The 17,413-nt window shown below is 43.4% G+C and carries 17 protein-coding genes and 1 tRNA gene; 1 reads left to right on the forward strand and 17 read right to left on the reverse strand.

Annotated features, from left to right (window positions below; translation table 11 throughout):
* Positions 1-14 precede the first annotated feature (14 nt).
* From ftsR to G469_RS0105825, 7 genes are all read right to left on the reverse strand, one after another.
* Positions 15-734 (reverse strand): transcriptional regulator FtsR, encoded by a 720-nt coding sequence (gene ftsR, locus G469_RS0105800; protein ID WP_028264247.1) that lies wholly within the window; start codon positions 732-734, stop codon positions 15-17.
* 14 nt (positions 735-748) lie between these two features.
* Positions 749-1,162 carry an FHA domain-containing protein gene (locus tag G469_RS0105805; RefSeq protein ID WP_028264248.1) on the reverse strand — a complete coding sequence of 138 codons (414 nt, stop codon included), beginning with the start codon at positions 1,160-1,162 and terminating at the stop codon, positions 749-751.
* A 125-nt stretch (positions 1,163-1,287) separates the two neighbouring features.
* A complete protein-coding gene (locus G469_RS09190) occupies positions 1,288-1,506 on the reverse strand; it encodes a hypothetical protein (protein ID WP_245579125.1) in 219 nt (72 codons plus the stop codon).
* 81 nt (positions 1,507-1,587) lie between these two features.
* Positions 1,588-2,532, reverse strand: a complete 945-nt coding sequence (locus G469_RS08550) for a MalY/PatB family protein (RefSeq protein ID WP_245579126.1) — start codon at positions 2,530-2,532, stop codon at positions 1,588-1,590.
* A 20-nt stretch (positions 2,533-2,552) separates the two neighbouring features.
* Positions 2,553-3,398 carry an aminomethyltransferase family protein gene (locus G469_RS0105815; RefSeq protein WP_028264249.1) on the reverse strand — a complete coding sequence of 282 codons (846 nt, stop codon included), beginning with the start codon at positions 3,396-3,398 and terminating at the stop codon, positions 2,553-2,555.
* Between the two features lie 52 nt (positions 3,399-3,450).
* Complete coding sequence (locus G469_RS08555; protein WP_051353798.1) at positions 3,451-4,602, reverse strand: D-alanyl-D-alanine carboxypeptidase family protein; 1,152 nt, start codon at positions 4,600-4,602, stop codon at positions 3,451-3,453.
* Positions 4,595-5,344, reverse strand: a complete 750-nt coding sequence (locus G469_RS0105825) for a CDP-alcohol phosphatidyltransferase family protein (RefSeq protein ID WP_028264250.1) — start codon at positions 5,342-5,344, stop codon at positions 4,595-4,597. Before G469_RS0105825 ends, G469_RS08555 begins: the two co-directional genes overlap by 8 nt.
* A gap of 227 nt (positions 5,345-5,571) precedes the next feature.
* Here G469_RS0105825 and G469_RS0105830 point away from each other — a divergent pair.
* A tRNA-Pro gene (locus G469_RS0105830) sits at positions 5,572-5,648 on the forward strand.
* A gap of 69 nt (positions 5,649-5,717) precedes the next feature.
* Here G469_RS0105830 and G469_RS0105835 read toward each other — a convergent pair.
* The 10 genes from G469_RS0105835 to plsY all read right to left on the reverse strand — a co-directional run bounded on the left by G469_RS0105835 (position 5,718) and on the right by plsY (position 17,413).
* A complete protein-coding gene (locus tag G469_RS0105835) occupies positions 5,718-6,218 on the reverse strand; it encodes a helix-turn-helix domain-containing protein (protein WP_028264251.1) in 501 nt (166 codons plus the stop codon).
* Between the two features lie 135 nt (positions 6,219-6,353).
* A complete protein-coding gene (locus tag G469_RS0105840; protein ID WP_028264252.1) occupies positions 6,354-8,213 on the reverse strand; it encodes an ABC transporter ATP-binding protein in 1,860 nt (619 codons plus the stop codon).
* 2 nt (positions 8,214-8,215) lie between these two features.
* Positions 8,216-9,958, reverse strand: a complete 1,743-nt coding sequence (locus tag G469_RS0105845) for an ABC transporter ATP-binding protein (protein ID WP_028264253.1) — start codon at positions 9,956-9,958, stop codon at positions 8,216-8,218.
* Positions 9,951-11,795: an ABC-F family ATP-binding cassette domain-containing protein gene (locus tag G469_RS0105850; RefSeq protein WP_028264254.1), complete on the reverse strand. Its 1,845-nt coding sequence runs from the start codon at positions 11,793-11,795 to the stop codon at positions 9,951-9,953. Before G469_RS0105850 ends, G469_RS0105845 begins: the two co-directional genes overlap by 8 nt.
* A 3-nt stretch (positions 11,796-11,798) precedes the next feature.
* Positions 11,799-13,052, reverse strand: coding sequence for a bifunctional phosphopantothenoylcysteine decarboxylase/phosphopantothenate--cysteine ligase CoaBC (coaBC, locus tag G469_RS0105855; protein ID WP_028264255.1), 1,254 nt, complete (start codon positions 13,050-13,052; stop codon positions 11,799-11,801).
* 16 nt (positions 13,053-13,068) lie between these two features.
* The gene (locus G469_RS0105860) at positions 13,069-13,794 is read right to left on the reverse strand and encodes a zinc ribbon domain-containing protein (RefSeq protein WP_028264256.1); all 726 of its coding nucleotides are present in this window, start codon (positions 13,792-13,794) and stop codon (positions 13,069-13,071) included.
* Positions 13,795-13,856: 62 nt separating this feature from the next.
* Positions 13,857-15,023: a cysteine desulfurase family protein gene (locus G469_RS0105865; RefSeq protein WP_028264257.1), complete on the reverse strand. Its 1,167-nt coding sequence runs from the start codon at positions 15,021-15,023 to the stop codon at positions 13,857-13,859.
* An 11-nt stretch (positions 15,024-15,034) separates the two neighbouring features.
* Positions 15,035-15,709: a ribulose-phosphate 3-epimerase gene (rpe, locus tag G469_RS0105870; RefSeq protein ID WP_028264258.1), complete on the reverse strand. Its 675-nt coding sequence runs from the start codon at positions 15,707-15,709 to the stop codon at positions 15,035-15,037.
* Positions 15,710-15,722: 13 nt separating this feature from the next.
* On the reverse strand, positions 15,723-16,739 hold the full coding sequence (locus G469_RS0105875) for an NAD(P)H-dependent glycerol-3-phosphate dehydrogenase (RefSeq protein ID WP_028264259.1): 1,017 nt from the start codon (positions 16,737-16,739) through the stop codon (positions 15,723-15,725).
* 2 nt (positions 16,740-16,741) lie between these two features.
* Complete coding sequence (gene plsY / locus G469_RS0105880) at positions 16,742-17,413, reverse strand: glycerol-3-phosphate 1-O-acyltransferase PlsY (RefSeq protein WP_028264260.1); 672 nt, start codon at positions 17,411-17,413, stop codon at positions 16,742-16,744.

Genomic DNA, 17,413 nt, shown 5'->3' on the forward strand with positions numbered 1-17,413 from the left:
CAGTGTACTACACCTTAGCTTGTATAAACTCCGTTTGTTCGGTTAGTGACCGTTTTGCGAATAAGCGTGCTTCTAAACGCATTGGTAAGTGCAAGCATTTGATCAAAAGCAGCATCAAAAGCAGCCTGAGCCTCTTCCCCATCACCCTGGCGAGCTTTACCATAGCTAATAAGAGCCTGCTCAAACATCGTGGATTCACGATTTGCAGCAGTTACATACTGACGAAGATTTTTAGGGCCAATATTGTAACGACCCAACTGAGCTGCAATACGAATGAGCGCAAAATCATGACCATCAACTAAATCTCTACCATGAGGTGAACGTTTAAATCTAATGATTCCTGCCTCTGCAAGTTGCCGAACAAAACTTACGGATACGCCCAGCAACTCAGGCATACGATCTATGGGATGCAAACGATTAACCGTCTCTTCATCATCTATATCAAAGCGTAACTCAACGTTTTTCTCGGTTGACTGCATTGCAGCGTGCTCAGAATGCTTGAGTTCCTCTTTGATAACAGAAAGTGGCAAAAAACGATTCTTTTGAAGATAAAGAATATCTTCTAAACGTTTAGCATCGCGTGCAGAGTATAAACGATAACCGCCAGGTGTACGTGAGGGGTTGAGCAATCCCTCATCTTCCAAGTAACGGACCTTGGATACAGATAAGTCGGGATACTTATCTTGTAACTTTTTTACAAGCTTTCCAATTGTTAAGTAGCCGGCATCTGACATGATTTTTTACCTTGCTATGCGGAAGTATTGGTATGAAATACCATGTAAAATGTACCGATTTGGATAGAGCTGCCATCCGAAATTTGTGCTTGGGAAACAATAGCACCGTTAACCCATGTGCCATTGAGAGAACTAAGATCCTCAATAGTAGCAAATCCAGAAGCAATATTAGATAAATCGATACGAGCATGGTGGCGAGACACTGTCATGTCATTAAGAAAGATGCTATTAGATGGATCGCGACCAATGGTAATAGAGTCCTGATCAAGTTCAAAAGACATACCTGCTTGGGGACCCTTTACAATACTCAATGAGGGATTAACAATCTTGCGAGCACCCATCAAGTCGGGCATAGTGGCATCCTGGGAAGGAATGCGAAACATTTTTGTTGCGTCTCCACCCTCTGGAGTTATAAAGTCTTGCGCCATCTAATGCTCCTTAGAAAATTAAATACAATAATGTAATTGTACTCGCTATCGTTGTGTTTACTCAATCTATACCTAAACTTTATGCTAGACGGTATTTTGATTGTTTGGATTTTGAATGCTTGTCTTTATGATGAAACATAAATACCTGATTGTTTTACTGCATCAATCAACCGCATAAAAGCTTCTACTAAGGTCTGAGTTGGCGCAGCAAGATTAATGCGTTCATAGCAACTACCCTCTTCGCCAAAGATATATCCCTCATCAAGAAAGAGTTGTGCCTTTGTATGAAGGAATACCTCAAGCTCTTCTTGAGATAAAGACCAAGCAGAAAAATCTAACCACATGAGATATGTACCTTCAAGTTGATATACCTTAACCTCAGGTAGATGTTTACTGATAAGCTCAGAAAGCACTTGATAGTTATGTCATATGAGCCTAAGCACTTCTTCAAGCCAAACTTCACAGTTGTTATAAGCTGCTTCACAAGCAGTGTAACCAAAGGCATTAAGCATGCCTAACCCTAGTTTTTCAAACTCGAGCTGAAATTTCTTGCGACAATCTGCGTCAGGAATGAAGATGTTAGAAGTTTGAAATCCTGCAAGGTTGAAGGTTTTAGAGGGTGCTGTACAAACCATTGTATGTTTGGCCTGAACTTCATCTACAAGACTTAGCAATGTTGTGTGCTCATATCCAGGCATAATAAGATCGTTATGAATTTCATCAGAAATAATAAAAACATCATGACGTAGGCAAATATCAACTATGCGCTGCAGTTCATTACGCGTCCAAACCCTACCTACTGGATTATGAGGGCTGCATAATAATAAAATTTTATTATGTGGATTCGATGCCTTCTGCTCCAAATCAGCAAAATCAATCTGATAACAACGTTCTTTCTTATTGTTGATCAATGCGTTATTAACGATAATGCGATCATTTATCGTAATTGCCTTCATAAATGGATAGTACACAGGTTGCTGGATAATAACGCCATCTCCTGGCTTAGAAAATGCACGAATTGCAGCATGAAAAGCAGGTACTACACCTGGGGATGTTACAATCCACTCCTTTTGAGGAGTCCAGTTATGACGGCGGGTTTGCCATTCAATAACGGATTGAAAATATGAATCGGTAGGTACGGTGTAACCCAAAATAGTCGTATCAAGCAAGGTATGTAGTGCCGTAATAACCTCAGGTGGATGCGGCAATTCCATATCAGCTACTGAAAAAGGCACAATGCCTTCTGATAATGGATCTTCTGCTTGCTCATGCATGAGATTCCATTTTGCAGAACCTTGACCTTCTCGATTAATTTTGGTTGTGAAATCGTAAGAAAACGAGGTAATCGAAGTGGTATCAGTCTTATCCATGATAGCCATCCAATCAGTCATTAATGAGACAGCGCGCGAGCTCCAATGAAATCATCTGCAGAGCGACAAATATTCCAGTTAGACAGCATTGTTCGTGTAACGCTCACACGATCCGAATGAGAAAGTGCACTTGTCCAAGGATGTTCCTTGCGTACAAACGTGTCGAGTACATCATGCCCAACAGGTTCAACTTCCGAGAAAGACAAAAAACTGCGCCAGAATACAACACTGACAGCTGGTGGTACCAGGACTATAAAGCTATCCTGACCAGCAATGCCATCGTGCAGCACAATGCTCATTGTGCTGTCCAACGTAAGGTTAGCAACACCTCCCTGTTTGGGAAGTGTTGCATGCTGAGTCAGATAATCATTCAAAATGCTTGATGCTTGGGGGCCAGTTAACTGAAATGGCACAAGTGCAGTAGATTCGTTACTGACAGAAGTGTTTTCATAAGGTGCTACCCCTTGCTGCTCTACCTGAGAAAGCCAAGAAATCCACTCGTATAGCAATTCAAAACGAGAAGAATTATCCAAGAGCAAAAACTCTGTATCTCCTGTACGAACTACCATAGGAACACCTAATAAAGCACCATCACCGGATAAAACAGCACCGTAAGCAAAAGATCCTACATCAGGCAATGTGCACGCTACAGCGGCTTGTATGAGACCAAGAGCATCTGTTCCGCTTACAAGCATCATGCCCAAATCTGCCAGATGCGTAAGAGCACAGGACTCAAGCACAGCGGTTTTCTCGTTAGAAGCAGAATGGTAATGCAAGGCAACCTGCGCACGATGTCTTTGGGCCATAACTCCACCCAACAGCATATGCTCTTTAAGGAGGTCAACCTGAGAACTATGAGAAGACATATTTATACCTTCGTTTGGAACGTATTACTTGAGCATAAAACGCACTGATGTATTACATGCTATAGAAATTGAAAGTGTTAAAGATGCCGTATGATGGCACACCAAGCATAGGAATACCTGCATGATATGAACAAATAGCAACAGTACGCTCTCCTTGGTACCAACGAGTAGCGCCATAGGCATCCTGAGAAGATACCAAGGTGTTGGGTCGATACTGTAAAGAGCTGTAATTAAGTGCAGCTCCGTCAAAAACGGCACCAGAAGCTGCGGAGGCATACACTGGACATTTAAAGCTAAAGTTGTAAGCAAAGGGAGCCCATCGCACAATTGTATGGGGTTGAGCAATGACCTTGTTAGTAACGTGAGCAAAGCCCCAGTCGAGAAGGGCTGCACTATCTGCAAAACGTCCATCATTAGTTTCGCAGCCAAGCACGGCAGAATACAAGCGTACTCCATCACGCTCAGCAGCACCCAAAAAAGTGGTACCAGACTCAACAGAACCTGTCTTAATACCCAAAAGACCCTCGTAGGTCTCCATAAGGTCATCGGTTGATTCAAATGTTCTATTCTTATTATTCACGGGAACTGTAACAGAACGTTTGGTTACAACCTCAGCAATAAGTGGATAGTGCTGCATTGCATGGCGACCCATAATAATCATGTCATGCACCGAAGAGTAGTGATTCCCCGCATCTTCTAGACCATGCACATTTGTAAAGTGAGTGTGCGTCATACCCAGTTCAAGCGCCTTTTTGTTCATGAGTTCCACAAAGGCATCCTCGTGACCAGCAACAATACGAGCAATCTCTGTTGCTGCATCATTAGCAGAAAAAACCAGCATAACGTCAAGAAGATCAGATAGCTTGGCTTGGTCTTCAGGCTTATAGCCTGCAGTCTGAGAATTAGGGCCAAGATCAACCGCAGTCATGGTGTAAGTAGCATTAAGATCTACACCCGAGTCCAAGGCAACCATTGCCGTCATAACCTTAGTAACAGAAGCTAAGCTCATCTCGGTATTCTCGTTTGTGGACCAGAGGGTTTGTCCAGAAGAGTCTGCTATAAGAGCAGCTTGCGCTTCGGAAAGCTGCGGCTCCTCCAAGGGCATATCTTCCTGTGCAAATGCGCTTATGGGTGATGTGAGAGATGCAATAGCAAGTATTGCTAAGACTGTAATCGAGGCGAGTAAGCGTTTTGCCTTAAACATGTGACGCTGCTTCCTTTTGATCTAAACGACTCGAACGAATAATGGAAATACCAGTTTTGGTATATATGATTGCAGTGATAACAGAGCAAACAATACCCGCATATACAGCAAGCATGCCAAGAGGTGCTTGTGTTCCGTTAAGAAGTGGCAACCAGTCCACCTTGACCAAGCGTAGGCTTTGCAACATAGGAAGACCCAACAGCAGGTCAGTAAAGCCAAACATAAGTAATGCGGTAGTTATCTTGCCAATAAGGATTACATCCACAGGACGACGGCGATACTTTTGTAAAATCTGAGCGCCAATACCTAAATAGGCGTCACGACCAATTACAAAAATTGCAGTCCAAAGAGGCAATTCTTTTGTAAGAACTAAACCTAAAACGCCTGTAAATAGCAAAACACGATCCATGATGGGGTCCATAATTTTGCCAACCCAACTAACGGTTTGCGTGCGCCGTGCCACTTGGCCATCCAAAAAATCCGTAATGGCTGCTGTGGCATAAAAAAGCAGCGCAATATAGCGATTCTCGCCAGTTACGAATATATACAAAAAGATGAGCGTAAAGATTAAACGAGTAAACGTAATGGCATTTGCAAGAGTAAAAATTCTAGTACTCGGGTTATCTGGAGTACCAACAGGACTAGTAGTATGACCCGTTTGTTGTGCGGTAAGAGCATCGTAATCGGCCTTATTTTTAAGGTTGTTCTTAACGCGCTCTTTTATTTGGCGATTCTTGGCCATGCACTACCCTTGCAACAGTTTGATTACCGATACATACGGATTAATCCTACCCTATCAACCGCTTAAAAACGCCGCATTAATAAAGCGCACATACTCCCTAACTTTATGTTGCAAACAAATTGTAGCCAGCATGAAACAAGAAAAATTTTGAGATGCTGTAAAGTTTTGCTTGAAAGCGTTCGTAATGAATGGTAAGTTATTCCCTGTGCTCAAGCGAGCATATGTAACGGGTGGTGGCGCAGTTTGGTAGCGCACTTGACTGGGGGTCAAGGGGTCGCTGGTTCGAATCCAGTCCACCCGACCAGAATAGTAAAGCAGATGGCAGAGTTCATCTGCTTTTTTATTAGCACTCCACTCTTTGGCAATATTGTTTTTATCGCAAATGCCAAAGACCACATAATACGAGTACAAAAGCTACCGGTGCAGTTCTTATAAATATCCACTCGACCGCATGTAACCCCACACCCATTACGGCTAACTCAGGATCTGCATAACTCCACTCTAAATAGCTTCCATTAAGTACTCCGAAGAAAATACATCCTCCAAGTATGACTACGCACAAAACGTAAAGCAAAATGCGAGCAGTTTTATAACGCACGCGTTTTTGTTCTGCCAGCTGCAAATTGATGAGTTCCAGTTTTTGAGCTAAAACATAAACTTCATCCGGTTTTTGCTCTGAAATATCCTCTCCCAGCAACGCGCTTACTGGCACATCTAATATTTCTGCAAGCTCTAACAACATATCTGAATCAGGAACAGATAGACCTTTCTCCCACTTAGATATGGTTTGACGTACCACATGTAGCTTAAGGGCAAGTTCTTCTTGTGATAATCCCTGTGACTTTCTAAGCGTTTTGATGTTTGTGCTAAGCATACAAACTCCCTTATCCTTTACAAGCTACCGCTTAGCAACAAGGTATACAAACTATCCCGTTGCCAAAAGCAACGTATAATAACATGGCATTTAACCTGCAGTAATATATCCGAATTTGATACTTAGATCGAATGCTTATAAATCCTCAAACTGGCTTTTATACAGCTTGGCATAAAATCCATTTTGAGAAAGAAGTGTATCATGCGACCCTTTCTCGACAATTACACCATTATCAATAACCAAAATACAGTCTGCATTACGAATGGTAGATAGTCGATGGGCCACCACCAGTGATGTACAACCTTGCATCATCTGGTCAAACGCATCCTGTACCTGACGTTCAGTACGCGTATCAATAGAACTCGTAGCCTCGTCTAACAACAAAATTGAAGGATTTGCCAACATAACACGAGCAATACACAGCAGCTGACGTTGACCCTGACTGAGCAGGCCTCCTTCTTCATCAATAACTGTGTCATATCCTGAGGGAAGCTGTTGAATAAATTTATGAGCATGGGCCATTTTTGCTGCGGTAATAATTTGATCATCTGTTGCATCTGACTTGCTATACGCAATATTTTGTCTAATCGTACCCTTAAACAACCACGTATCCTGTAAAACCATTCCAAATGCTTCACGCAAGCTTTCGCGACTTACCTGAGAAATATCTTGACCATTTACAAGAATCTGACCGCCCGTTATGTCATAAAAACGCAGTAACAAATTTATGAGTGTTGTTTTACCACAGCCTGTAGGTCCAACCAAAGCATATGTCTGTCCTGGTAATACATGGAAACTTAGATCATGTAAGAAGGGCTTATCGCTTGTATAAGAAAACGATACATTCTTAAACTCAATTTCGCCATTATCGTGGGTAGACAAACTATCTGCCTGGAGATTCTCGCTCATTTCTGGGGCATCAAGCAACGCAAGCACACGACGAGCAGAGGCAAATGCAGATTGAATTTGTGTAACCACGCCGGAAATTTCGTTAAACGGTTTCATATATTGGTTTGCATATGCCAAAAAACTCTGGACCTGACCCGCTGTCAACACGGAAGGTGTGCCTGTAATAATACAAATCACACCTACTACAGCAACAATCGCATAAATAAGATTATTGACTAGTCGCGTAGAAGGATTGGAAAGTGAACTAATAAACTGTGCCTTTTCTCCTGCTGTATAAAGTGTTTTATTAATAGCATCAAACTGCGTCTGAGCGGTTTTTTGATAGCCAAAAGCTGCTATCAGTTTTTGGCTTCCTATAAATTCTTCTGCATAGCCTCCCAGCTCACCTTGCAACTGTTGTGTTTGAGCAAAATGTTTAGCCGAGAAACGCGCAATGAGACTTGCTACAACTATAGATAGTGGAGTCACAACCACAACGATAAGCCCCACTGGGATTGATAAGCTAAACATGAAGAATAAGGTTCCCACAATAGTAATAACGCCACTAAAAAGCTGCGTAAATCCTTGCAACAGACCATCACCTATTTGATCCACATCATTAGTGATGCGAGATAACAAATCTCCATGTGCGTGTGAATCAATAAAAGATAAGGGCAAAGCTTTAAGCTTAGCGTATGCTACCGTACGCAAATCTTGCACGGTTGTATATGAAAGCTTGTTGGTACACCAGCCAGCAAGCCACTGCAATACTGCAGCACTTGCCACCACAAGGGCAATATGCTGTAAGAGCTTAAACAAAAAAAGAAATTGCACCTGGCCTTTGCCAACAAGCAAGTCAATACCTTGACCAATCAGAATAGGTACATAGAGCTGTAGTAAAACTGCGCCAGCGCTTGCCAGAAAAGAAAGGAGCGTCAGCCAAGCATGAGGTTTTACTACTGACACAATCCAGCTTAGGACCTGTTTGACCGAATACGTATGTGTATCAAGTCTATCCCCTATCAAGTCATAATCACTTTTTCCCGTATTTTTGATGGTAGTTAATACTCCCGAACCTCCACCAATACCGGTATAGGCATTTGCCATTTTTACTGCACCTCCTCATGACTTAACTGGGAGTTGCAAATCTCCTGGTAGATATTACAACTATGCAAAAGCTCATGATGAGTACCCAAGCCAGCAACTCGACCGTGATCAAGAACTAAAATAGCGTCTGCTTGCATAACTGCAGACACTCGCTGAGAGATGATGACACTTGTAACACGGTGGCGTAATTCATGAAGAGCCAAACGTAAGCGTGCCTCAGTTGCATAGTCCAAAGCAGAAGCAGCATCATCCAAAACCAATATACGTGGCATGGCAACTAACGCACGTGCGATAGTAAGACGCTGACGTTGCCCACCAGAGAAATTCTTACCGCCTGCTTCTACTACGCTATCCAATTGTTTAGGCTTTTTTGCGACAAAATCCTTGGCTTGTGCAAGTGCTAATGCATTCCACAGCTGTTCATCTGTTGCATCTGGATTTCTCCATTGCAAATTTGAGCGAATAGTACCACTTATGAGCGAAGCTTTTTGTGGAACATAACTCACAAGTTCATGAAGCTGTTGCAGTGAAAAGGACTGAATATCTGATCCAAACAACTCAATAGAACCGCTTGTTACATCATATAGGCGCGCCAACAACTGAGCTAAGCTCGACTTACCAGAACCAGTTCCTCCAATGATACCCAAGGTTTGTCCAGGCTGAATAGTAAAGCCTACATCCCGTAATACAAGAGATGCTTCATGTATAGCATCACCATAGCCAAAACTTACGTGATTAAAACAAAGAGCAGGAGCTTCAGAGTTAAGTTCAACTGTCTTTTGAGTAGAAGAAGTAACATGCAGTGTGGTTTCCAATACTTCAAGTATACGAATAGAGGATGCGGATGCGCGCAAAAAAATGATGACTAAGTTTGCAAGATAGCTTACAGAAATCAATGTAGTTGTCATATATGAGACAAAGGCAACTACCTGTCCTTGGGTTAGATTTCCAGTGTTGACATGGTTACTTGCAATCCACAAAATAACAAGCACTGCCGTATACATTACAAAAAAAGTTGCCGGATTAAGCACCGAACTAAGCTTGCCTGCCCCAATAGCCACTCTTGTTTGTTCTTGTGTAGCAACCATAAAACGTTTTGATTCGTAAGCGTCTTTCCTAAATGCACGGATAACACGCACGCCCAAGAGGGCTTCTCGAGTGATTTGAGAGATGGTGTCCAACTTATCCTGCATGGTTTTATAAAACGTTAATGCAGCGCGCATGATATAGAAAAAAATAAGACCCACAACAGGTGTACTGATCAACGCTACAAGACCAAGTTCCCAGTTAATGCTTATACAAGCAACAATAGAGCCAAATGCTAAAAGTGGCCAACGAGTAACCTGCCGAATGCCTAAAGCCACAGCCACCTGTACTTGATTTACATCACTCGTAATACGCGTCACCAATGAAGGCGTCCCAAATCTATCCATTTCGCCAGAAGAAAACTGTGAAATGTGTTCGTACAGGGTTGTGCGTATATCTGTACCAATACCTTGACTTACCAATGCTGCACATTTTTGACAAATAAGAGTAAAACCGTAACTTACTACAGCAAATACAAGCAGCAGGGCACCAAGACGTACCACCATATCAACATCATTGGTATGTACCCCATAATCAATCATGCGTGCTATTACTAACGGCGTAAGAACCTCAAAAATAACCTCAACCATCTTGGTAAGAATGCCCAGAATCGCTTTTGAAGTGTATGGTCTTAAAAAACGTTGCAATAGTTTACGCATGTTTTTGCTCTTCTAGCGCCTCTTCGAGCTCAAGCCATTGTATTTCTAACTCTTCTACACGCGCTTGAGCCTGTTCAAGTTCTTCTTGTAGCTGCTGAAGCTTAGCAAAATCTGTAGGATCGACCGTATGCATAAGCTGCGTAATTTGAGTAGGCTTCTTGGATGCAGTTGCAAGTTTTCGCTCCACAGAATCGTGGCGTTTACGCAGTTCCCGTACTTGTGCATTCGAAAGTTTTTGTATGCCAGCAGCACCCGGATAAGAAACATCTGCAGTAACACCAACTCGCCCACCTACAATAGGCTTTTCCGCAAGCGCTGTACGATTTGAAGAAGTCTTAAGCAACCTAAGATATTCATCTACACCGCCTGGAACGTGACGAAGTTTACCATCAATGAGTGCAAACTGATTGTCTGTTACACGTTCCATTACATATCGATCATGTGTAACTACTAGCATAGATCCAGGCCAACTATCGAGAAGATCCTCTAGAATGGCCAACATGTCGGTATCAAGGTCATTACCTGGCTCATCCAAAACTAACACATTAGGCTCTTCTAAAAGTACACACATAATGGCAAGTCTACGTGCTTGACCACCAGAAATATCACATACACGACTCATGAGCTCGCGAGTATCAAAACCTAAACGCTCCAGCAAGCGTTCAGGAGAATATGCTTTGCCATCAATGTAGTAACTACTTTTATACTGATGCAAAACTTCGTTTACTCGCCAATTTTGCTTGTCTGCTAAAGCATCTAAGTTTTGTGTCAAAAAACCAAAGCGTACACTCTTACCAACGCGCACACTACCTTGCGTAGGCTGTGTACGCCCTGTCATAAGCTTGAGCAGCGTTGTTTTACCAGCACCATTCTCGCCTAAAATACCGTAACGATCACCAGGACCAATCAGCCAGTCTATATGAGAAAAGATTGGTTTTTTCGTATCTATATAAGAAAAACCAGCGTCCTTCATTTCTATAACCATTTTGCCAAGGCGGGCTATGGCTAAACGTTTAAGCTCCAAAGGATTACGTAAAGGTGGATCATTTGCAATCAGCTCCATTGCAGCATCGATTCTAAACTTTGGCTTAGAAGTACGTGCCTTAGCACCATGTGCCAGCCAATTGAGTTCCTTGCGCAACATATTCTGACGACGCTCTTCTATCACAGCAGCCTGACGCTCACGTTCTACACGCTGTTGAATATATGCAGAATAACCACCTTCAAATGGATCAATAACTCCATCATGGACCTCCCACATATTCAGGCAGACTTTGTCTAAAAACCAACGATCATGAGTGACTACCAGCAACGCACCCTGGCCATTTTGCCAGCGCTGTGTAAGATGCTCTGCAAGCCAGCTAATGGCACCCATATCCAAGTGGTTAGTAGGCTCATCCATGAGCAAAACGTCCCAGTTGCCAATAAGTACTCGTGCTAAATCTACACGTCTACGCTGGCCACCAGAAAGCTCTCCTACTATGCCCTCCCAGTCCACATCAGGCAACAATGCCGACAAAATCTCGCGAATGGTAGGGTTTGATGCCCACTCATAATCAGGCATATCTCCCACTACAGCCTGATGTATGGTAGCTGTGTTATCCAATGCATCTACTTGACTTAAATAACCAACACCAATACCACCGCGCCAGGTCACAACACCACTGTCTGGTTCAAGCGTATGAGAAATGAGTTGTAATAAGGTAGACTTACCATCGCCGTTTTTGCCAACAATACCAATGCGGTCGCCTTCATTAATGCCTATCGTTTGCTCAGAAAGAACCTTTTTGCCAGGCCATTCATGAGAGATCTTTTCACAACCAATAAGAATTCCCACGGCCTAAACCTCCTGAGCAGCAACGCCAAATTGCGCATTATTCATGAGCTGCACAAGTTTAGAAATAACACGTACCGCAACCTCATCTTTTCCAAGTGTAGGTAGGTGCTCAACCTCATGAGGCATAACTAGGGTTACACAATTAGTATCTGAACCAAAGCTTGAATCCTTGCGTGATACATCATTTGCCACAATCATGCTGCAGTTTTTACGCTTGAGTTTTGCCTTGGCATATTCCAGTACATTGTTTGTTTCGGCTGCAAAACCAACTACAATACGGCCATGTGCCTCTTCACTAACCTTTGCGAGAATATCTTTAGTTTCCACCAAATCAATCTGACTAACCTTCTCGATCGATTTTTTAAGCTTATGGTCTACTGGATGAGCTGGTGTGTAATCTGCTACAGCAGCTGTTAAAATTGCTGCATCTGCCTGTTTAAATTCTGATAGCGTAGCTTCGTACATCTGAGATGCATTATCAACCTGAACAACAGTCACTCCCCAAGGTATATCCAGATTAACAGGACCAGAAATAAGCGTCACATTCGCACCGGCATTACGCGCTGCACGTACGAGTGCGTAACCCATCTTGCCAGAAGAAGCGTTGGATATATATCGCACAGGGTCAAGAGCCTCATGTGTAGGACCTGCAGTAATAACCAGCTTTTTACCTGCAAGGGGCATTCCACAAACTGCTTGATTCAATACACATAAAGTTACATCCACAATGGTGGATACAGCTGCCAGTTTGCCAGTACCCGTATCTCCACAGGCCAATAGACCAGAAACAGGATGCACAAACTGCACGCCTCTATCTTTAAGCGTGGCAACATTTGTGCGTGTAGCAGGGTTATTCCACATGCGTGTATTCATAGCAGCTGCAAGTACAAGGGGTTTCTCGCAAGCTAATAATGTGGCACTTACTATCTCATCCGCCAAGCCATATGTCATTTTTGCAATGATGTTTGCTGTAGCAGGAACTACCACCACAACATCTGCCCACGCGCTTAGATCAATGTGGGGAATACTAGACTCAGGATAGTCATACAAACTCGTGGCAACAGGGTGTCCCGATAAAGCCTCAAACGTTACCGTACCCACAAACTTACAAGCATCGGCTGTTATGGCAACACGAACATCCACATCTGCTTTTTGCAAAGCGCGCAGTACTTCCACGGCCTTATAAACTGCTATACCACCAGTTACCAACAGCAATACATGACGCTTTGTTGCCTCATTTGGGGACACGGCTAGCATATGACACCTACTTGTTTTAAGCGTTATACGAAGGATCAGTAACTACGAGCATGCGATGACAATAGGGACAGGTAGTAATTTCTGTGTTTTGGGCGCGAATATCAGCATATGAACTTGGCTGCAAAGAAACTCGACAAATCGATGGATTGTTGCCCACGAGCTTCTCTACTGCAAGACCACCAAAACGCTGGACTGCTGTGTTGTACTTCTCAAGAAGTTCTGTATCCAGCTTACTTACCAGCTGCTCTCGTTCTTCGTTAAGATTTGTAATACTTGCAGTAATGTCTGCAGTGGCTTGTTTATAGGCATCAGCCTGAATCTGTGCCTCACTTTGTAATTTGCGACCAAGCGCGCAAGCTTTAGCCTCAGACTCCTGTAGCTTTGCCAAATCTTTATCCAAGGCAGCCTTTTCAAAATCAAGGCGTTCAATACGCTTGGCTAAGTGGGTAAGCTGTGCCTCCAAGTCTGCAATAGCACGATAATCGCTCGTAGTACTTACCTTAGTAGAAACCTCTTCCACTAAATCAAGCATATGTTGGTGCGTCGCACGATTGTCATCCAGATCAATTTGAACGTCCTTACGTGCGCCTACTAGCTTAGTAAGTTCACTACTTAAGCTTTTAGCAGCCTGTTTAATTTTTTTAATTTTTTCCTTTTGCGGAAGAGCGGCAAGAGCCCGCTTGGTACGAATTAACTCCAAATCGACTTCTTGAAGTCGCAAAAGAGCGTCAGTCTGCGTCATGTAGACTCCTGAATAACGGGTCCGCCTTTATTCGGTTGAAGACGAACAAGTTTACCTTGTTTCTAGCGATAGCTTTTTACTATCTGTAAAAGCGTATCGCAAAATGCATCAAGTGCCTCTGAAGAAACACGCTCATCAAAGGAAATACGAAGAGAACCAAAAGCTAGGTTACGTGGAATTCCCATAGCGGTAAGAACGTGACTTGGGTCAAGAGATGCGGATGAACAAGCAGACCCAGCAGATACCTCAAACTTTGCAGCATCAAGTTGTAGTAAGAGCGTCTCTGAATCCAATCCGTCTACCACAACACTTACTAATCCCGGTAAGCGATTCTTATCCATTGTAGCAGTAGTGGTTGGCAAAATATGCGTACCTTCTGCACAGAGGCGGTCATAGACTTGTTGTGCAAGTGCAGCAACATAGGGACGCACCTCTCCCATTTGATTTACAACCATCTGAGCAATCTTCGAGAATACATAGGCGCTTTGTACATCTTGCGTTCCCGGACGACGTCCCAGTTCCTGACCACCGCCAAAGGTTTGAGCTTTAAAGGGACAGGTGCGGCGCAAAGCTAAAACACCTGCACCAATAGGAGCACCAATCTTATGTGATGCAATACTTACGGCATCTACCTGGTTTATTGCAAGAGGAATACGCGCAAAAGCTTGAATAGCATCCGTATGGAAGGACGCTTTAAACTCATGTGTTACCTGAGCAAGCGCATCTATATTATTTACAATGCCCGTTTCATTATTTGCATGCATGATAGAAACCAATGCAACATGGTCATCCATATGCTTTTGCAAATCCTCAGGGTGTATTGCACCATCAGATTGAGGTGGTATCAATACCACCTCAAAGCCACGTTCACGCATGGCGGGGACAAGATCTAACACAGAATCGTGTTCGATAGCAGAAAAAATAACTTTTGTTCGTGTAGGATCCTTCTTACGCATAGCCTCTGCAATGCCATAAATGGCAAGATTGTTAGCCTCTGTACCGCCAGAGGTAAATACAATATCTGTAGGTCTAAATCCACCGCCCAATGCCTGTGCTATACGCTTACGCGAAGCCTCTAGCTCTTGAGAAGCCTGTCTTCCCAAAGTATGAAGTGAGTTGGGATTGGCGCCAGCAAAAGGTTTTTCTCTATATTCTTGTAATGCAGCAAAGGCCTCTTCCCTAACAGGCGCAGATGCTGCATAGTCTAAGTAGATAAATTCGGATGTCATACAAACCTCAGTTATATTTGCAAATCCAGACCAGACTTGCCAGCAACGCGCAAGTCAGAAATATTTTGAGCATAATCGCCACGGAAAACAGCACTACCCGCCACTAACATGTTGGCACCATAACTGCATACTTCCTGAGCTGTCTGAGCATTGATGCCACCATCAACCTCAATCAAAGGCGATACTCCTGCTTCTTGGCATAGCGCATGTAATTTTTTGAGCTTCTGAGCAGTAGTGGGAATATAGCTTTGACCACCATAGCCGGGGTTAACGCTCATAATCAAAATCATGTCTACATCACAGAGTAAAGAATCCAACAGAGCTAGTGATGTTCCGGGATTAAGCGCTACACCTGCCAATGCACCACGCTCATGAATACGAGAAATCATGCGATGAGCATGCTTGGCTGCTTCAATATGAAAGCACAGCAAATCTGCACCAGCATCCAAATAGGTGTCTATCATTTTATCTGGATTTTTAATCATCAGATGCACATCTACAGGCAAGCTAGCGTGAGCCTTGACCTGCTTAAGGATGGGAATACCAAAAGAAAGATTGGGGACAAAATTGCCGTCCATGACATCAAAATGGATGTAATCAGCCGTAGCAATACGATCTAATTCGGCTCCCAAATGCATAAAATCTGCCGATAAGATCGATGGAGCAATTAAAACCTCTTTGTGCATAGTTTCCACCCTTTTATCCCCGTTCAAAACCATAAAATTCACTGCGCGGCTTACGTTCTAACAGCTCCTTTAACCCCTGCTCAAGTGAAACACCCTCATACAAAATAGTATGAACTGCTTTTGTAATAGGCACCTCAATAGCACGGTCTTGCGCAATCTCATAGACGCTTTTTGCTGCTCGGGCACCCTCTACCACCATGTGTGTTTGTGCCTCGTAATCAGCCAGTGTACTACCTGAAGCCAATGCCACACCAAAACTTCGATTACGTGAATGTTGAGAGGTGCACGTAGCAATAAGGTCACCCATACCAGCAAGACCCATACAGGTCATAGGATCACCCCCAACTGCGCTTACAATACGACCAATCTCTGCAAGACCGCGTGTCATAATAACAGCAAGCGTATTATCTCCCTGGCCGTACCCCACAGCAATACCAGCAGCAATCGCAATAATATTCTTTACTGCACCACACACTTCTACGCCAATAAGGTCATCAGAAATATAGGTTCTAAAATTCTGGGAAAGTACAAGAGCTTGGAAGCGTTCTACCATATCCAAACGAGGTCCTGCAATAACAGAAGCAGCAACTTTACCTTTGCAAATCTCTTCTGCATGATTAGGACCAGACAAGGCACAAACTAGTTCTGGTTCTCCTAACTCTTCCGCAACAACTTCTGCCATGGTTTTGGCGCCTTTATGCTCCATACCCTTAGTAAGCACTAAAGACGGAACACCAGCTTTGCGATACAAAGCAACCTGATGTGCCACGCTACGTAGGTGTGCCGAAGGAACAACAAACAGCAGCTCTGATGCTTCTTGTACTGCCTGCTGAATAGAGCTCGTAGCAACTACATTGTTGGGTAACTCGTAATCGGACAAATAGCAAGGATTGCGATGTGTGGCATTAATTGATTTTGCCACCCTATCAGAATGTGCCCACAAAACAACTTTATCGGTATGCGGTGCTACCAAGCCCGCAGCAGCAGTGCCCCAAGAACCAGCTCCAACAACACAAACGGTGTGTGACATGATTACTTGTCCTTACACGAAGAACGAAAAGAGAATTGTTTCTCTTCTCCATGAAGCAACTTAACAATATTGGAACGATGAGCCCATATAACAATACAAGAAGCAAGCGCAACACTTATTAATACATGGAGCAATGCATGATAAAGCACTGCCATCCAAAAAGGCATAGATACTGCTGCGGCCACCGATCCTGCCGAGACAAGCTTTGTAGTAAGTACAAGACCTAAAAATACTACAAGCAAACCTACGGCTACCAATGGCGCATACCCAATAATAGCCCCAAATCCTGCAGCAATACCTTTACCACCTGCAAAGTGCAAATAGGGCGAAAAGACATGTCCTACGATTGCCGCCAATACAACCATGCCGCCAATCCAACCCCATGTTCCATCGGGCATGGTTGCCGCACGATTGGTAGCTGCAAGCGTTGCTGTCACAAGTTCACGAGCAGCAATGCTACATATCATTGCCTTACATGTGTCTGCCAGCAGTGTTAAGGCAGCAGCAACTTTTCCTACCGAACGTCCCACATTGGTTGAGCCAATGTTTCCTGAACCCATGGAACGAATGTCGGTGTGAGTCATAAGGGACGTAATAATAAGACCAAACGGTATACCACAAATAAAATAAGTGCCAACACAGAGACATACCGTTATAAGCAGTGGATTTGCCAT

This window comes from Atopobium fossor DSM 15642, from assembly GCF_000483125.1.
Lineage (GTDB): Bacteria > Actinomycetota > Coriobacteriia > Coriobacteriales > Atopobiaceae > Atopobium > Atopobium fossor.

Bases quoted from the DNA above. Each gene is read 5' to 3' on its own strand.
- ftsR (WP_028264247.1), bottom strand. From the start codon at position 734: ATGTCAGATGCCGGCTACTTAACAATTGGAAAGCTTGTAAAAAAGTTA.
- G469_RS0105805 (WP_028264248.1), bottom strand. From the start codon at position 1,162: ATGGCGCAAGACTTTATAACTCCAGAGGGTGGAGACGCAACAAAAATG.
- G469_RS09190 (WP_245579125.1), bottom strand. From the start codon at position 1,506: ATGTGGTTAGATTTTTCTGCTTGGTCTTTATCTCAAGAAGAGCTTGAG.
- G469_RS08550 (WP_245579126.1), bottom strand. From the start codon at position 2,532: ATGGATAAGACTGATACCACTTCGATTACCTCGTTTTCTTACGATTTC.
- G469_RS0105815 (WP_028264249.1), bottom strand. From the start codon at position 3,398: ATGTCTTCTCATAGTTCTCAGGTTGACCTCCTTAAAGAGCATATGCTG.
- G469_RS08555 (WP_051353798.1), bottom strand. From the start codon at position 4,602: ATGTTTAAGGCAAAACGCTTACTCGCCTCGATTACAGTCTTAGCAATA.
- G469_RS0105825 (WP_028264250.1), bottom strand. From the start codon at position 5,344: ATGGCCAAGAATCGCCAAATAAAAGAGCGCGTTAAGAACAACCTTAAA.
- G469_RS0105835 (WP_028264251.1), bottom strand. From the start codon at position 6,218: ATGCTTAGCACAAACATCAAAACGCTTAGAAAGTCACAGGGATTATCA.
- G469_RS0105840 (WP_028264252.1), bottom strand. From the start codon at position 8,213: ATGGCAAATGCCTATACCGGTATTGGTGGAGGTTCGGGAGTATTAACT.
- G469_RS0105845 (WP_028264253.1), bottom strand. From the start codon at position 9,958: ATGCGTAAACTATTGCAACGTTTTTTAAGACCATACACTTCAAAAGCG.
- coaBC (WP_028264255.1), bottom strand. From the start codon at position 13,052: ATGCTAGCCGTGTCCCCAAATGAGGCAACAAAGCGTCATGTATTGCTG.
- G469_RS0105860 (WP_028264256.1), bottom strand. From the start codon at position 13,794: ATGACGCAGACTGACGCTCTTTTGCGACTTCAAGAAGTCGATTTGGAG.
- G469_RS0105865 (WP_028264257.1), bottom strand. From the start codon at position 15,023: ATGACATCCGAATTTATCTACTTAGACTATGCAGCATCTGCGCCTGTT.
- rpe (WP_028264258.1), bottom strand. From the start codon at position 15,709: ATGCACAAAGAGGTTTTAATTGCTCCATCGATCTTATCGGCAGATTTT.
- G469_RS0105875 (WP_028264259.1), bottom strand. From the start codon at position 16,739: ATGTCACACACCGTTTGTGTTGTTGGAGCTGGTTCTTGGGGCACTGCT.
- plsY (WP_028264260.1), bottom strand. From the start codon at position 17,413: ATGGCAAATCCACTGCTTATAACGGTATGTCTCTGTGTTGGCACTTAT.